The 13,428-nt window shown below is 72.3% G+C and carries 13 protein-coding genes, 1 other RNA gene and 1 pseudogene; 6 read left to right on the top strand and 9 right to left on the bottom strand.

Annotated features, from left to right (window positions below; translation table 11 throughout):
- Window positions 1-116 precede the first annotated feature (116 nt).
- Entirely contained in the window at window positions 117-587 is a 471-nt protein-coding gene (locus ACZ3OF_RS07065) for a hemerythrin domain-containing protein (RefSeq protein ID WP_467303296.1), read from the top strand.
- Between the two features lie 69 nt (window positions 588-656).
- Here the strand turns inward: ACZ3OF_RS07065 and ACZ3OF_RS07060 are convergent, their stop codons facing one another.
- Window positions 657-1,295, bottom strand: coding sequence for an HtaA domain-containing protein (locus ACZ3OF_RS07060; protein ID WP_467303294.1), 639 nt, complete (start codon window positions 1,293-1,295; stop codon window positions 657-659).
- On the opposite strand from ACZ3OF_RS07060, the pseudogene ACZ3OF_RS07055 reads away from it, so the two are divergent.
- Together ACZ3OF_RS07055 and ACZ3OF_RS07050 are read left to right on the top strand one after the other, a co-directional pair.
- Window positions 1,270-1,737: pseudogene (locus tag ACZ3OF_RS07055) on the top strand (FTR1 family iron permease); the annotation flags it as partial. The gene ACZ3OF_RS07060 and the pseudogene ACZ3OF_RS07055 overlap by 26 nt on opposite strands.
- A gap of 40 nt (window positions 1,738-1,777) precedes the next feature.
- Entirely contained in the window at window positions 1,778-2,803 is a 1,026-nt protein-coding gene (locus ACZ3OF_RS07050) for an SCO2278 family lipoprotein (RefSeq protein WP_467303292.1), read from the top strand.
- A 39-nt stretch (window positions 2,804-2,842) separates the two neighbouring features.
- On the opposite strand, the gene ACZ3OF_RS07045 is transcribed toward ACZ3OF_RS07050, so the two are convergent.
- Window positions 2,843-3,613: a bifunctional DNA primase/polymerase gene (locus ACZ3OF_RS07045; protein ID WP_361675032.1), complete on the bottom strand. Its 771-nt coding sequence runs from the start codon at window positions 3,611-3,613 to the stop codon at window positions 2,843-2,845.
- Window positions 3,614-3,713: 100 nt separating this feature from the next.
- Window positions 3,714-4,349, bottom strand: a complete 636-nt coding sequence (locus ACZ3OF_RS07040) for a TetR/AcrR family transcriptional regulator (RefSeq protein WP_361675030.1) — start codon at window positions 4,347-4,349, stop codon at window positions 3,714-3,716.
- A gap of 161 nt (window positions 4,350-4,510) precedes the next feature.
- On the opposite strand from ACZ3OF_RS07040, the gene ddaH reads away from it, so the two are divergent.
- On the top strand, window positions 4,511-5,344 hold the full coding sequence (gene ddaH, locus ACZ3OF_RS07035; RefSeq protein WP_361675028.1) for a dimethylargininase: 834 nt from the start codon (window positions 4,511-4,513) through the stop codon (window positions 5,342-5,344).
- 28 nt (window positions 5,345-5,372) lie between these two features.
- On the opposite strand, the gene ACZ3OF_RS07030 is transcribed toward ddaH, so the two are convergent.
- Both ACZ3OF_RS07030 and ACZ3OF_RS07025 read right to left on the bottom strand, forming a co-directional pair.
- Entirely contained in the window at window positions 5,373-6,353 is a 981-nt protein-coding gene (locus ACZ3OF_RS07030; protein WP_467303811.1) for a small ribosomal subunit Rsm22 family protein, read from the bottom strand.
- 84 nt (window positions 6,354-6,437) lie between these two features.
- Window positions 6,438-7,712, bottom strand: coding sequence for a Bcr/CflA family multidrug efflux MFS transporter (locus ACZ3OF_RS07025; RefSeq protein ID WP_467303288.1), 1,275 nt, complete (start codon window positions 7,710-7,712; stop codon window positions 6,438-6,440).
- Between the two features lie 76 nt (window positions 7,713-7,788).
- Between ACZ3OF_RS07025 and ACZ3OF_RS07020 the strand changes: the two genes are divergently transcribed.
- A complete protein-coding gene (locus ACZ3OF_RS07020) occupies window positions 7,789-8,790 on the top strand; it encodes a Gfo/Idh/MocA family protein (RefSeq protein WP_467303286.1) in 1,002 nt (333 codons plus the stop codon).
- Here the strand turns inward: ACZ3OF_RS07020 and ACZ3OF_RS07015 are convergent.
- The gene (locus ACZ3OF_RS07015; protein WP_467303284.1) at window positions 8,777-10,420 is read right to left on the bottom strand and encodes an alkaline phosphatase D family protein; all 1,644 of its coding nucleotides are present in this window, start codon (window positions 10,418-10,420) and stop codon (window positions 8,777-8,779) included. The genes ACZ3OF_RS07020 and ACZ3OF_RS07015 overlap by 14 nt on opposite strands.
- A 135-nt stretch (window positions 10,421-10,555) precedes the next feature.
- On the opposite strand from ACZ3OF_RS07015, the gene ACZ3OF_RS07010 reads away from it, so the two are divergent.
- Complete coding sequence (locus tag ACZ3OF_RS07010; RefSeq protein WP_467303282.1) at window positions 10,556-11,311, top strand: SDR family oxidoreductase; 756 nt, start codon at window positions 10,556-10,558, stop codon at window positions 11,309-11,311.
- Between the two features lie 30 nt (window positions 11,312-11,341).
- On the opposite strand, the gene ACZ3OF_RS07005 is transcribed toward ACZ3OF_RS07010, so the two are convergent.
- The 3 genes from ACZ3OF_RS07005 to rnpB form a co-directional block, all read right to left on the bottom strand.
- On the bottom strand, window positions 11,342-11,665 hold the full coding sequence (locus ACZ3OF_RS07005; protein ID WP_361433471.1) for a nuclear transport factor 2 family protein: 324 nt from the start codon (window positions 11,663-11,665) through the stop codon (window positions 11,342-11,344).
- A gap of 63 nt (window positions 11,666-11,728) precedes the next feature.
- The gene (locus ACZ3OF_RS07000) at window positions 11,729-12,742 is read right to left on the bottom strand and encodes a hypothetical protein (RefSeq protein ID WP_361675019.1); all 1,014 of its coding nucleotides are present in this window, start codon (window positions 12,740-12,742) and stop codon (window positions 11,729-11,731) included.
- A 228-nt stretch (window positions 12,743-12,970) separates the two neighbouring features.
- Window positions 12,971-13,371, bottom strand: an RNA gene (gene rnpB / locus ACZ3OF_RS06995) — RNase P RNA component class A.
- Window positions 13,372-13,428 lie beyond the last annotated feature (57 nt).

Genomic DNA, 13,428 nt, shown 5'->3' with positions numbered 1-13,428 from the left:
ACGACGCACGCGGTAGTGTGCGGGAAGCGTCGCGTGCCGGTGGCAGACCGTGTCAGGCATGGAGGCGCCCGATCGAAGGAGGCCGACGATGCACTCGTCGTACCCTTCGCTCTCGCGTGACTGAGCGCGAGACGACCAGGCTCGTCGCCTGGAGCCAAGAACTCCGTCGGGTGCATGCCCGGCTGCGGGAAGCGCTGTCCGTGACCCGCGCCTCCCTCGCCGACGGCACCCCCGGCGAGGCGGCCACCCGTGAACTGCTGCTCTATTGCCATGGTTTCTGCACGGCACTCGACAGCCACCATCAGGGCGAGGACCGCACCCTGTTTCCGGCCGTCGCAGCTGCGCATCCGGAGCTCCGGCCGGTACTGCGCCTGCTCGAGCAGGATCACTCGATGATCGCCCACCTGATCGGCAGCCTCCGTGCCGCGGTCGCCCGGGCCGCGCCACCCGAGGAGCTCGACCTCCATCTCGAAGGCATCGCCGCGATCATGGAGAGCCACTTCCGCTACGAGGAGCGCCAACTGCTCAAGGTGCTCGAAACCCTTGAGCTCGCAGCCGTACCCCGGGAGGTGCTCGGCCCGATATGACAGGGCCTCACCGCCGTTTCCGGGGGTGCGGCCGTGCCTGTGGGGGGTGGCGGTTCTCAGGTGCGGGGCTCAGGACTCCGTCGTACGGCGGCGGACCGCGAGGACGACGGCCGCGCCCGCGAGGGCCGTGGCGCCGGCCGCACCGAGCAGGGCGCCGGCCGGGAGGTCCGCGCCGGTGGCGGCGAGGGAGCCGGAGCCGCCGACCGTGCCGCCGCCACCGGTGGTCGAGCCACCGGCGGTACCGCCGGTGGTGCCGCCGGTCGTCCCGCCCGTGGTCGTGGCCGGCAGCGTGGCGTCCTTGTCCACGGTGAGGGCGACCGTCACCGGGTCGATCGCGGTGCCCGGCTTGTAGAAGGCCTCGCCCTTCGGGCCCGCGAACCGGGCCGCGCCGTCCTTCGTCAGCTTGGCCGGGACGTTCTCGAGCGTGACGACGCCCTTCGTCGCGGTGTAGTCGGCCTTGGCGAGGTCGAGGTCGGCGAAGGTCACGTCGTTCTTCGTGCCCGTGGAGGTGGTGACATCGGCGACGAGCGTGCCGGTCGCGCCCTTCGCCCTCACCTTCACATCGCTGATCGCCAGGTCGATGGTGTGCGCGGCGCACTCGGTGGTCGGCTGCGCGGTGGGCTGCGCGGTGGTGGGGGCCGTGGTCGGCCGGGCCGTGGTCTTCGTCGGCGTGGGGGTCGGGGTGGGCGTGGGCGTCTTGGTCGCCACCGCCTTCCTCGCGGTGGGCCGCGAGGGTCTGGAGACCGCGCTCTTCGTCCGGGCATCGGTACGGGCCTCCTCCGACGGTACGTCAGCGCCGTTGATCGGGGTGCTGCTCGCCATCGCGACGGCGGTGCTGCTCGGCTGGCTCTTCTACCGGGGCGCGCTGAAGATCGACCTGGCGCGGTTCTTCACCTGGACCGGCGGCATGCTGGTCGTGGTGGCGGCGGGCGTCCTCGCGTACGGCGTGCACGACCTCCAGGAGGCGCGTTTCCTGGGCGGTCTCGCGGACAAAGCCTTCGACATCTCGACGACGATCCCGCCGGACAGCTGGTACGGGACGTTCCTCAAGGGCGTCTTCAACTTCCAGCCGAACCCGACGGTTCTTCAGGTCACGGTGTGGGCGCTCTATCTGGTCCCGGCGCTCGCACTGTTCCTGGCCCCGGTAGGGTCGGGTCCGTCCGTGCCGGTGAAGGAGCAGAAGGCGACCGATGAGAAGGCTGAGGGGACCGTCGAAGGCACTCGCTGAGCCGGGAGGACCGTCCCGGGTGTTCGTGGCGACGGCGGCGGCGGTCGTGCTGGCGCTGACGGCGAGTGGCTGCGTGACGGTGCACGGAGAGCGGGAGCTGATCCCGGCGGCGACGAAGGCCGAGGCCGAGCAGGCCCTCGCGGACTTCACCGACGCCTATAACAAGGCCGACAAGGCGCACGACCCGACGCTCGACTCGGACCGGGTCACCGGAGCGCTCGGGGCGATCAACCAGGCCGGTCTGAAGTCCCGTTCGATCACCGCTCCCGGGGGCAACCCGCAGCATCAGCCCCTGGAGCTGACGGACGCGACGTTCTTCCTTCCCAAGAAGGCGGGCTGGCCGCGCTGGTTCGTCGCGGACACCGACTCCAACCGGGACGCCGACGACGGCCGGGGCGACAACCGCTGGCTCCTGGTCTTCGTGCGCAACGGCGCCGACCAGCTGTGGGAGGTCGCCTATCTGGCGATCCTGACCCCGGACGAGATCCCGGCGTTCAGGACCGAGGGCGGGTTCGCCGTCCCGGTGCCGGCGGACTCCACGGGCCTCGCGGTCGCGCCCAAGGATCTGGGACGGAGCTACGTCTCGTTCCTCGCCGGCGGGGAGCGGGGCCAGTTCGCCGCCGGTCCGCACACCACGCTGTGGCGTGAGGAGCGGGAGAAGGGCGCGAAGCGGGTGGGTCTCGCGACGCAGTACGTCGACCAGGTCACGGACGCCGGGGACTTCGCACCGCTGGCACTCGCGACGGAGGACGGCGGGGCGCTGGTCTTCTTCGCGACGCGCTACTTCGAGCAGCAGACGGCGGCCAAGGGCTACCGGCCGAAGGTCGACCCCGATGTGAAGGCGCTGATGACGGGCGAGGTGAAGAACACCGTCACCAAGGAGTGGGTGTCGAGCCAGACCGTGCTGGTGAAGCCGGCGGGCACGGACGCGGACGGGGTCACGGTCGCGGGCCGGCTCCAGGGCGTCACGGGCGCGAAGGGCTCGTAGCCGAACGGGCTCGGCGGAACGGCGCGTCGCCCGGATCGTTCAGCGGCGGCCGAGCGGCCAGGCCACCTCGTGTCCGGTGTGCTGGTCCCCCTGCGCGGCCGCGTGCCGGGCACAGGCGTCCGTCAGGGTCTCCAGGAGGTTCAGCGGGTCGGGCAGAGGGTGCTCGGGGCCGCGGACCCAGCTGACCGCGGGCCGCTCCTCCTCGTCACCGATGAGCCGGGCCGGCGGTACGAGGACGTAGCTGCCGCGACAGTGCCAGCGGAGTCCCGGGTGCTCGTCCATGGTCTCCGGATGGCAGTCCAGCTCGCAGGGCCACCACTCGTCCTCGTCCTCGGGGGTGCCGCGGGTGGCGGTGAAGAAGAGCATCCGGCCGCCGTCGCCCGCGCTCTCCGCGGACTCGGCGACCGGTCCGACGTCCACGCCCTGGTCGAGGAGGCGCGCCAGGGCGGCCCGGCCGGCCTCCAGGGGGACGTCGAGGACGTCGTGGACCATGCCGGTGGCCGTGATGAAGTTCGCCTCGGGCTCGTTCCTGGCCCAGCGCTCGATCTGGGCGCGGTCGGTGGTCGACTGCGTCTGCCAGGCGAAGGAGACGGGGTGCCGGGCGGGGGTGGGACAGCCGATGCGCTCGCAGGAACAGCGGTAGCCGACGGGGTACGCGGCGGGGGCGAGGGGCAGTCCGGCGGCGGCGGTGGCCAGGAGCAGGTCCTCGCGGCGGTTCTCGTCCTCGGCCGCGGTGCGTTTGGGCCGCCTGCGCAGCCACTGCGGGAGCCTGCTCTCCGTGCCGCGGTAGCGGCCGATACCGTCGCCCATCTATCCCCTCACACCTGTCCTCGCCCGTTCGGCTCTGCCCATCGTCGCATCTTCCGGTGCTCCAGGTGACCGGAGTACCCAACCGGGGTACGTCACGGGGTTACGCCCTGGGCGCGAGCCCGCGCAGCGCGTAGTCGACGAGGGTGTCGGCGTAGGCGTGGGTGAGGGGGAGGGTGCGGTGCAGCCAGCGGTGGTTCAGGGGGCCGACGAGGAGCTCGAGGGCGATGCGCGGGTCGACGCCGGGGTCGATGTCGCCGGCGGCCTGGGCCGCCTCGATGCGGCGTACGTAGTACTGGAGCTGGGGTTCCAGGAGTTTCTCGACGAACTGGCCGCCGAGCTCGGGGTTGACGATGCCCTCGGCGGCCAGGGCGCGGGAGGGGGCGTCGTAGGTGGGGTTGTTCAGCTCGTCGACCGTGGCGCGGAGGACGTACTTCAGGTCGGCGGCGAGGTCGCCGGTGTCGGGGATCTCACTGTCGGCGTCGCCCCCCAGCGCCTCGTTGGCCTGGGCGGCGAGGTCGAGGAAGGCTTCGAGGAGGACGGCGGCCTTGGAGGGCCACCAGCGGTAGATCGTCTGCTTGCCGACCCCGGCGCGGGCGGCGATGCCCTCGATGGTCGTCCGGGCGTAGCCGGTCTCGGAGACGAGGGCGAGGGCGGCGTCGTAGATGGCGCGGCGGGAGCGCTCGCTGCGACGGGTGGCGTCGGGGGTCTTGCCGGCGGGGCTCTTGGTGTCGGACATGACACCAATCTAGCAGCAGACGAGACGGTGCGTCTCGCCTACCTCGGGTACCCGTTCCGGACGTTCGGTGAACCACCCGAACGGTCCACTGCGCGGAGCCGGTCGAGGGCGGACCATGGGCTCCGTCCGACGACTGTTCTTCCGTCCGTGAGGAGCCCTCTTTGCGCCAGACCCCGCGCGAGGCCTCGCCCCGCCGTTATCTGATGTGCCCACCCACGCACTTCGAGGTGACGTACTCCATCAACCCCTGGATGGACCCCACCAAGCCGGTCGACCTTCCGCTCGCCCTCGCCCAGTGGGAGGACCTGACGGCCAGGTACCGCGCGCTCGGCCACACCGTCGAGCTGCTCGACCCGATCCCGGGCCTGCCCGACATGGTCTTCACCGCGAACGGCGCGACCGTGGTCGACGGCCGCGTGCTGGGCGCGAAGTTCGCCCATCCCGAGCGTACGGAGGAGGAGGCGGCGCATCTGGACTGGTTCCGCGGAAACGGTTACGCGGAGGTCCGCGTGCCGGAGCACGTGAACGAGGGCGAGGGCGACTTCGCCGTGACCTCGTCCTGGATCCTGGCCGGCCGGGGCTTCCGCTCCACCCCGCTCTCGCACCTGGAGGCGCAGGAGTTCTTCGGGCGCCCGCTCATCGGTCTGGAGCTGGTGGACCCGCGCTACTACCACCTGGACACGGCGCTGTGCGTGCTCGACGCGGCGCGCGACGAGATCATGTACTACCCCGGCGCCTTCTCCCCCGGCAGCCGGGCCGTGCTGTCCCGGCTCTTCCCCGACGCCCTGCTCGCGACGGAGCAGGACGCGGCGACGCTGGGCCTGAACGCGGTGAGCGACGGCCACCATGTGCTGCTGCCCCAGGCGGCGGTGGACCTCTTCGAACCGCTCCGTGACCGTGGCTTCGAGCCGGTGGGCATGGACCTGTCGGAGCTCCTCAAGGGCGGCGGCAGCGTGAAGTGCTGCACCCAGGAGCTGCGCCCGCGCCAGGGATGAGCCCCGGGGCGGCCCCTGGCCCCGGGTCCTACTCCGAGGCCTCCGGGGGCCAGTGGTCGCCCCACTCCGCGTCCCGCGCCGCCTTGTAGAGCGCTCCGTGCCGCTTGGTGACCGTCTCGCGCGTCAGTCCGGTCTCCTCGGGTCCGCAGAGGTCCAACAGGACCTGGCCCTTGCGGATCTGGGGCTTCCGGGTGACCCGGGAGGCCGCCGGCAGGACGGGGAACCGGGTCGCCGCCACGTAGGCGAACTTCTCGTCCTCGTACGGCAGCGAGCCGCCCTTCACCTGCCGGTGCAGCGACGACCTGCTCACCCGGGCCGCGAAGTGGCACCAGTCCTTGCCCGGCTCGATCGGGCACGTCCCGCTGTGCGGGCACGGCGCGGCCACGGTGAAGCCCGCCTCCACCAGGAGGGAGCGCGCCGCGATGATCCGCTCGTAGCCGTCGGGGGTGCCCGGCTCGACGATCACGACCGCCTGCGCCACCCGCGCCGCCTCGGTCACGATCGCGCGGCGGTCGGCCTCGGTCAGCTCCTTGAGGACGTAGCTCACCGTGATCAGGTCCGCCGTGTCGAGCCGCAGCGCCCCGCCGATCCGGTCCCGGCGCCACCGAGCGTCGAAGACCCCGTCCGCCAGTTCCTTCCCGAGGGCGAGCGCGGGCTCGGCCCAGTCGAGCACGGTCGTGCGGGCGGCGCCGTCCCAGGCCTCCGCGACCGCCCAGCTGGCCGCTCCGGTGCCGCCGCCGATGTCGGTGTGCGTGGCCGGCTCCCATGACGGGGCCGCGTCCCGCAGGGCGTCGAGTACCGCCCGTACCGCCTCGAACGTCGCCGGCATCCGGTACGCGGCGTAGGCGGCGACGTCGGAGCGGTCCCGCAGCACGGGGGCGTCGGTCGGGGTGGTCCCCCGGTAGTTGGCGATCAACCGGTCGACGGCCTGGGTCGCCTGGCGCGGCGGCAGCCCGTCGAGGAGTCCGGCGAGCGCGGCGCGCAGCTCGTCGCCGGAGGCGGCGCGCAGGGTGCCGCGCGAGGCGGCATCGGAGGCGTCACCTGCGGCGGTGTCACCGGAGGGAAGGGAGGCGGAGGCGTTCACCTCCACATTTTAGGCGGCCGGCCGGGGGCGCCACGGCCGGCACAGCCCCAGGAAGCAGGCGAGCGCCCCGGCCGCGCAGACCAGCTGCACCACGGCCATCGGCACGGCCGTCGCCTCGCCCGCGATGCCGACGAGCGGGGAGGCGATCGCCCCGATCAGGAAGGACGAGGTGCCGAGCAGCGCGGACGCCGAGCCCGCCGCGTGCGGGGTGCGCATCAGCGCCTGCGCGTTGGTGTTGGGCATCGCCAGACCCATCGCCGACATCAGGACGAAGAGCCCGGCGGCCACCGGCGCGAGCCCCGGCTCCCCGAAGACCCCGCTCGTCATGAGCAGCAGCGCCACCGAGGCGAGCAGGATCACGCAGAGACCCCAGCCCAGTGCCTTGTCGAGGCTGACCCGGCCGACGAGCAGCTTGCCGTTGATCTGCCCGACGGCGACGAGGCCGACGGAGTTGAGGCCGAAGAGGAGGCTGAAGGTCTGCGGCGAGGCGCCGTAGATCTCCTGGACGACGAAGGGCGAGGCGCTGATGTAGGCGAAGAGCGCGGCGAAGGCGAGCCCGCCGGCGAGCATGTAGCCGGTGAAGACCCGGTCGGCGAGCAGCCCGCGCATGGTGCGCAGCGCCTCTCCGACACCGCCCTCTTGGCGCCGCTCGGGCGGCAGCGTCTCCCCCAGCCACTTCCAGACCACCAGGGTCAGGAGGACACCGATGACGGCGAGGACGTGGAAGACGCCCCGCCAGTCGGTGATCCGCAGGATCTGGCCGCCGATGAGCGGGGCGATGATCGGGGCGACGCCGGAGATCAGCATCAGGGTGGAGAAGAAGCGGGCCATCGCGACGCCGTCGTACAGATCGCGGACGACGGCCCGGGCGATCACGATGCCGGCCGCGCCCGCCAGGCCCTGGAGCAGCCGGAAGCCGATGAGCAGTTCGACGGTGGGGGCGAAGGCACAGACCGCGGTGGCGGCGACGTACACGAGCATGCCGATGAGCAGCGGTCTGCGGCGGCCCCATCTGTCGCTCATCGGGCCGACGACGAGCTGGCCGAGCGCCATGCCGGCGAGACAGGCGGTCAGGGTCAGCTGGACGGTCGCGGCGGGCGAGCGCAGCATCTCGGTGACCTCCGGCAGCGCCGGCAGGTACATGTCCATGGAGAGCGGCGGGAGGGCGGTGAGACCGCCGAGGACGAGCGTGACGAGCAGGCTCGCGCGCCGTGCGGGGGCGGCGGGGCCGGCGGATATGTGTCCCTGCGATCCCTGCTTCGTGGGCTGGCCGCTCTCCGGCATCGACTGCTCCCTTTCGTTGAAACTTTCCCTATGCTCTCAGCTCGTCGGAACGGACCGAGACGTCGTGGGGTGGGTCATGGGGAAGACCGTGCGGTGGGGCGTGCTGGCGACGGGCGGGATCGCGGCGAAGTTCGCCGGCGACCTGCTCGCGGCGGACGACGCGGAGGTGGTGGCCGTGGCCTCCCGTACGGAGGCGTCGGCGCGGGCCTTCGCCGACCGGTTCGGGATTCCGAAGGCGTACGGCGCGTGGGCCGAGCTCGTCGCCGACCCGGACGTCGACGTGGTGTACGTGGCGACCCCGCACCACGCGCACCGGGAAGCCGCCGGGCTCGCCCTGGAGGCGGGCAAGGCGGTCCTCTGCGAGAAGGCCCTCACCCTGAACGCGCGGGAGGCGGAGGAGTTGGCCGCGCTCGCCCGGGACCGTGGTCTCTTCCTGATGGAGGCCATGTGGATGTACTGCAATCCGCTGGTCCGGCAGCTGGCGGAGCTGGTCCGGGACGGCGCGATCGGCGAGGTCAGGACCGTTCAGGCGGACTTCGGGCTCGCGGGCCCGTTCGCCGCCGACCACCGGCTGCGCGACCCGGCCGTCGGCGGCGGGGCGCTGCTGGACCTCGGGGTCTATCCGGTCTCCTTCGCGCATCTGCTGCTCGGTGAGCCCGGCTCGGTCCAGGCTCATGCGCTGCTCTCGCCGGAGGGCGTGGACCTGAACACGGGGATGCTCCTCGGCTGGTCCTCGGGGGCCTCGGCCCTGCTGTCCTGCTCGCTCGTGGCGGACACCCCGATGACCGCCTCCGTGACGGGGTCGGCGGGCCGGATCGACGTCCCGTCCGGCTTCTTCTTCCCGGACCGCTTCACGCTGCGCCGGCCCGGCCGGGAGCCGGAGGAGTTCGTCCTCGACGGGGACCGGCAGTCGCTGCTGCCGGAGGCGGCCGAGGTGGCGCGCTGTCTGAGGGCGGGGCTGACGGAGTCCCCGCTCGTACCGCTGGAGGGTTCCCTCGCGGTGATGCGGACGCTCGACGCGGTACGGGACCGCATCGGCGTCCGCTATCCCCAGGAGCTGTCGGTCACGCCGGTGTGAGACCGGGGTTGCCCGCCTCCGTGACGAAGGACCCGGCCGTGGTGACCGGGGCGCCGGGGGTCGTCACCGCCGACACCGTACGGAAGTCGGCGCGGGCGCTGTCCCGGCCGAGCGCGACCGTCACATAGCCTCGCCGCCCGTTGTAGAACTTCAGGTGCGGGTTGGCGGCGGTGAGGTTGTCGTAGTTGGCGGGCCGGTCGGCGCCGTCCTTGCCGCTGGCGATGGAGGTGGCGACGATCTCGGTGCCGAGGGTGCGCGAGGCCGGGTCGCGGTGGTCGGCCTTGATGTCGAGGCCGTAGCCGACGTGGACGTCGCCGGTGAGCACCATCAGGTTCTCGACGCCGGCCGCCGCCGCGCCGTCCAGGATCCGCTGCCGGGAGGCCGGGTAGCCGTCCCAGGAGTCCATGGAGAGCTTGAAGGCGTCGGTCGGCACGTCGCGCCGCTCGGCGAAGACGACCTGCTGCGGGACGACGTTCCACAGCGCGCGCGAGTCACGCCAGCCGTCGAGCAGCCACCGTTCCTGCGTGGCCCCCGTCATGGTGCGGCTCGGGTCCTCGGACTCCGGCCCGGGGACCCGCCAGCCGTCGCCGTACGCCTGGTTGGAGCGGTACTGGCGGGTGTCGAGGATGTCGAACTGGGCGAGCCGGCCGAAGCGGAGGCGGCGGTAGAGCCGCATGTCCGGGCCCTCGGGCCGCTGGACCCTTCTGAGCGGCTGGTTCTCCCAGTACGCGCGGTAGGCGGCGGCCCTGCGGAGCAGGAACTCCTCCGGCGGCACGTCGTTCTCGGGGATGTCGCCCGCGTAGTTGTTCTCGGTCTCGTGGTCGTCCCAGGTGACGACGAACGGGTGCGCGGCGTGGGCCGCCCGAAGGTCGGGATCGGACTTGTAGAGGGCGTACCGCAGCCGGTAGTCCTCCAGGGTGATCGTCTCCCGGTTGAAGTGGGCGGGCAGGCGCCGGTCGGTGTAGGCGCGGGCGCCGCCGGTGGCGTTGACGGCGTACTCGTAGAGGTAGTCGCCGAGGTGGAGGACGACGTCGAGGTCCTCCTGGGCGAGGTGGCCGTAGGCGGTGAAGTAACCGTCGTGGTACGCCTGGCAGGAGACGGCGGCGATCTTGAGCTCGGATATGCGCGCGCCGGGGGCGGGGGCGGTCCGGGTGCGGCCGACGGGGCTGGTCCAGTCGCCGACGCGGAACCGGTAGAAGTACACACGGTCCTGGTCGAGGTGGTCGATCTCGACATGGACGCCGTGCCGGAACTCGGGGTGGGCGGTGACCTTGCCCCGCCTGACGGTCCTGCCGAAGCGCTCGTCGTGGGCGAGTTCCCAGTGGACGGCCACGCGCTCGCGGGGCAGTCCGCCGTCGGGTTCGAAGGGTCGGGGCGCGAGCCGGGTCCAGAGGACGACCGAGCCCGGAAGCGGGTCGCCGGATGCCACCCCCAGGGTGAACGGGTCCTCGGTGACGCGGCGGGGGTTCAGCTCGGCGGCGCTCGCCGCGCCGGCGGCCGGCAGCTGGACCGCGAGGGCGAGCGCGGCGGCGGCGCCCGCGGTGGTGAGGAAGCCGCGGCGACCGAAGTGCCGGGCGGCGGCGCGGAGTTCGTCGGTATGGCCGGACGTGGGTGTCTGTGCGTACGTCATATGCCCCTCCCCTGACGGATGTTGTCCGTCAGGCATTGGAGTGGCGCGGGACGTCCCTGGGTTGTCGGGTACAGAACATCCGCGTGTCGGACAGATGAGTTCCCTGTGCACCGATCTCACGTACGCTGCGCGCCCATGAGCACTGAGTCGCGCATCGCTGTGGTGACGGGAGCGGGATCGGGCATCGGCCGGGGTGTGGCCCTGGCCCTGGCCGGGGCGGGCTGGTCGGTGGCGCTGGCGGGCCGCCGGCGCGAGCCTCTGGAGGAGACGGCGGCGTCCGTCCCGTCGTCCGACGTCCTGTGCGTCCCGACGGACGTGACCTCGCCGGAGGCGGTGACGGCCCTCTTCGACGCGGTACGGGACCGGTGGGGCCGGGTCGACCTGCTCTTCAACAACGCGGGGACGTTCGCGGGCGGCGGGACCCCGGTCGAGGACCTCGCCCACGAGACCTGGCGCTCGGTCGTGGACGTGAACCTGACGGGCTCGTTCCTGTGCGCCCAGGCGGCGTTCCGGACGATGAAGGAGCAGTCCCCGCAGGGCGGCCGGATCATCAACAACGGCTCGATCTCGGCGCATGTGCCGCGCCCGCACTCGATCGCGTACACGGCGACCAAGCACGCGATGACGGGCCTGACGAAGTCGCTGTCGCTCGACGGGAGGCCGTACCGGATCGCGTGCGGTCAGATCGACATCGGGAACGCGGCGACGGAGATGACGGCGCGGATGCAGTCGAGGATCCTGCAGGCGAACGGGCAGCTGGCGGCGGAGCCGGTGATGGACGCGGCGGACGTGGCGGCGACCGTGGTGCACATGGCGGGCCTGCCGCTGGAGGCGAACGTGCAGTTCGCGACGGTGATGGCGACGGCGATGCCGTACATCGGGCGGGGATAGGGGCCCGCGGAGGGCCCCCGCCCCCTGGGGCTACGCCTGGCCGGTCTCGAAGCGGCTGACCTTTCCGTCCTGCACCTGGAACCTCCAGGCCGTCCGCATCTCACCCCAGGTGTCGTTGCGGTAGCGGGCGACGAGGGCGCGCCCGCCGTCCTTCTCGGACTCGACCTCGATATGGCCGCGCGAGGAGAAGATCTCCTTGTCGGTCCACTCGTCGACGTTCCGGTCGGAACCGTCGTCGGACATGGTGGCGCCAGGGGTGAGGACCGCGAAGAAGGCGTCGCGGTCATTGGCGTTGAGGGCCGTGACGAAGGCGCGCACGGCCGGGTCGCTGAGTCTGTCCACGGGAATCGTCATGGCCCTACCCGTACACCGCCCCGCCCCGTTCCCCGCGGACCCGGGCCGCGTGTGTGGCGCGGCTCAGCGCACGGACTCGGCCACCTGGACGAGCAGGGCCGCGGCCTCGTTCTCGGGCAGGACGCGTTCGAGGACGAGCTCGCCGGTCATCCCGGGGAAGAACCGGCCCGCCGGCCAGCTCCGCTCGTACGGGGGCGGGTCGAGGACCACGAGCCGTACGCCGTCGACGACCGGGATCTCGGAGGGGTTGCCCTCGTTCCAGATCCACTCGCCGTCGGCACCGACGAGGTTGAAGGAGCCGGTGGTCGAGGTCATCCCGGGCTGGTCCCGGCACATGGCGACGGCCTGCGGGGAGGGCGCCGTACCCGGCAGGTGTCCGCCGCCGATCAGGGCGTCGGCGAGGAGGGTGTGCAGCTGGAAGTTGTCGCCGATCCCGGAGACGCGTACGGCGAAACCGGCACCGCTCTTCCGGTCGAGCACGACGAGCGGCTCGTCGTCCAGCACGTCCAGGGCGTAGGCGAGGCACTTGAACGGATCCCCCGACGCCTCCCGGACGCGCTCCACGACCGCCCGCAGCTCCGCCTTGCCGCCGGCCTCGCGGCGTACCGCCTTCGCGTTGAGCATCGCGACGCAGGCCATCTCCCACTGCGGAAGCGACTCCCAGCCGACGACGGCGTCGAAGCCGACCCGCTCGACGTGGGCCTCCGTCAGGTCGCCGTCCTCGTGGCCCGGCAGGTCGCCGCCGCCGGTGGCCGCCCACCGCTCGCAGAACACCTCGGCGGCCTCGAACGCCTCACGTGCCCCCGCGAACACCGCGGGAGCGCAGGCGACGGCGTCGGCCCCGCGCTCCACACACGCCCCGACCATCACCGCGGTCACGGCGCGCGGCCCCGGGGGCACCTCGGCGAGGAACGCCGCGAGCCGGGGCCCGGCCTCCAGCAGCTCCGCGTCGCCGGCCCGGCCGAAGGCCTGGTGCAGACCACCGAAGGCGCGCTCGGCGGCAGCACCGTCCTGCGCCCGTACGGCGGTCTCGAACTCACTCACGGCGGCCTGGAGCCGCGCACGCCCGAATATCACGCGCGTACCCTACCGACCGTGCCGACCTGGCAGTCTTCTGCTCCATGACCGACCCGTGGAACACCGTCGACCGCCTCGCCTCCTGGATCTCCGCGCACCACGCCCTGCCTCCGGAGCAGGACGTCCTGCTGCGGGTCCTGAAGCTTTCGGAGGAGGTCGGCGAGGTGGTGAGCGCCATGACGACCCCCCTCCGGCCAGGAGGAAAGCCCCGGTTCAGGGGGTATGAGGCAGACGAGCTGGGCTGTACGCCGGGTTCTGTGCCCCGGGACCTCGCGGTCGTCGGGGTGACGGCCATCCATCTAGGGCCGGCGTTGCCACCGGCCTCGTGCGGTCTACCCGCGAACTCGGGCGGGCAGCCCTCGATCGTTCGCGCAGAGTCGTCCGAGGACGACCCCTCTTGACCTTGCTCCGGGTGGGGTTTACCTAGCCGCCTGAGTCACCTCAGGCGCTGGTGGTCTCTTACACCACCGTTTCACCCTTACCGAGGACCGAGGTCCCCGGCGGTCTGTTTTCTGTGGCACTGTCCCGCGGGTCACCCCGGGTGGCCGTTAGCCACCACCCTGCCCTGTGGAGCCCGGACGTTCCTCGGGAGGATCCGAGGATCCCCACGCGGCCGCCCGCCCGGCTCGTCTGCCGTGCCGACCATGCTACCCGCCGCCCGGCGTCCGCTTGACCTTGTCGCAGCG

Source organism: Streptomyces sp. NPDC022552 (genome assembly GCF_055561875.1).
The sequence above is the reverse complement of the archived record's forward strand: the minus strand, read 5'-3'. Positions and strand labels throughout refer to the sequence as shown.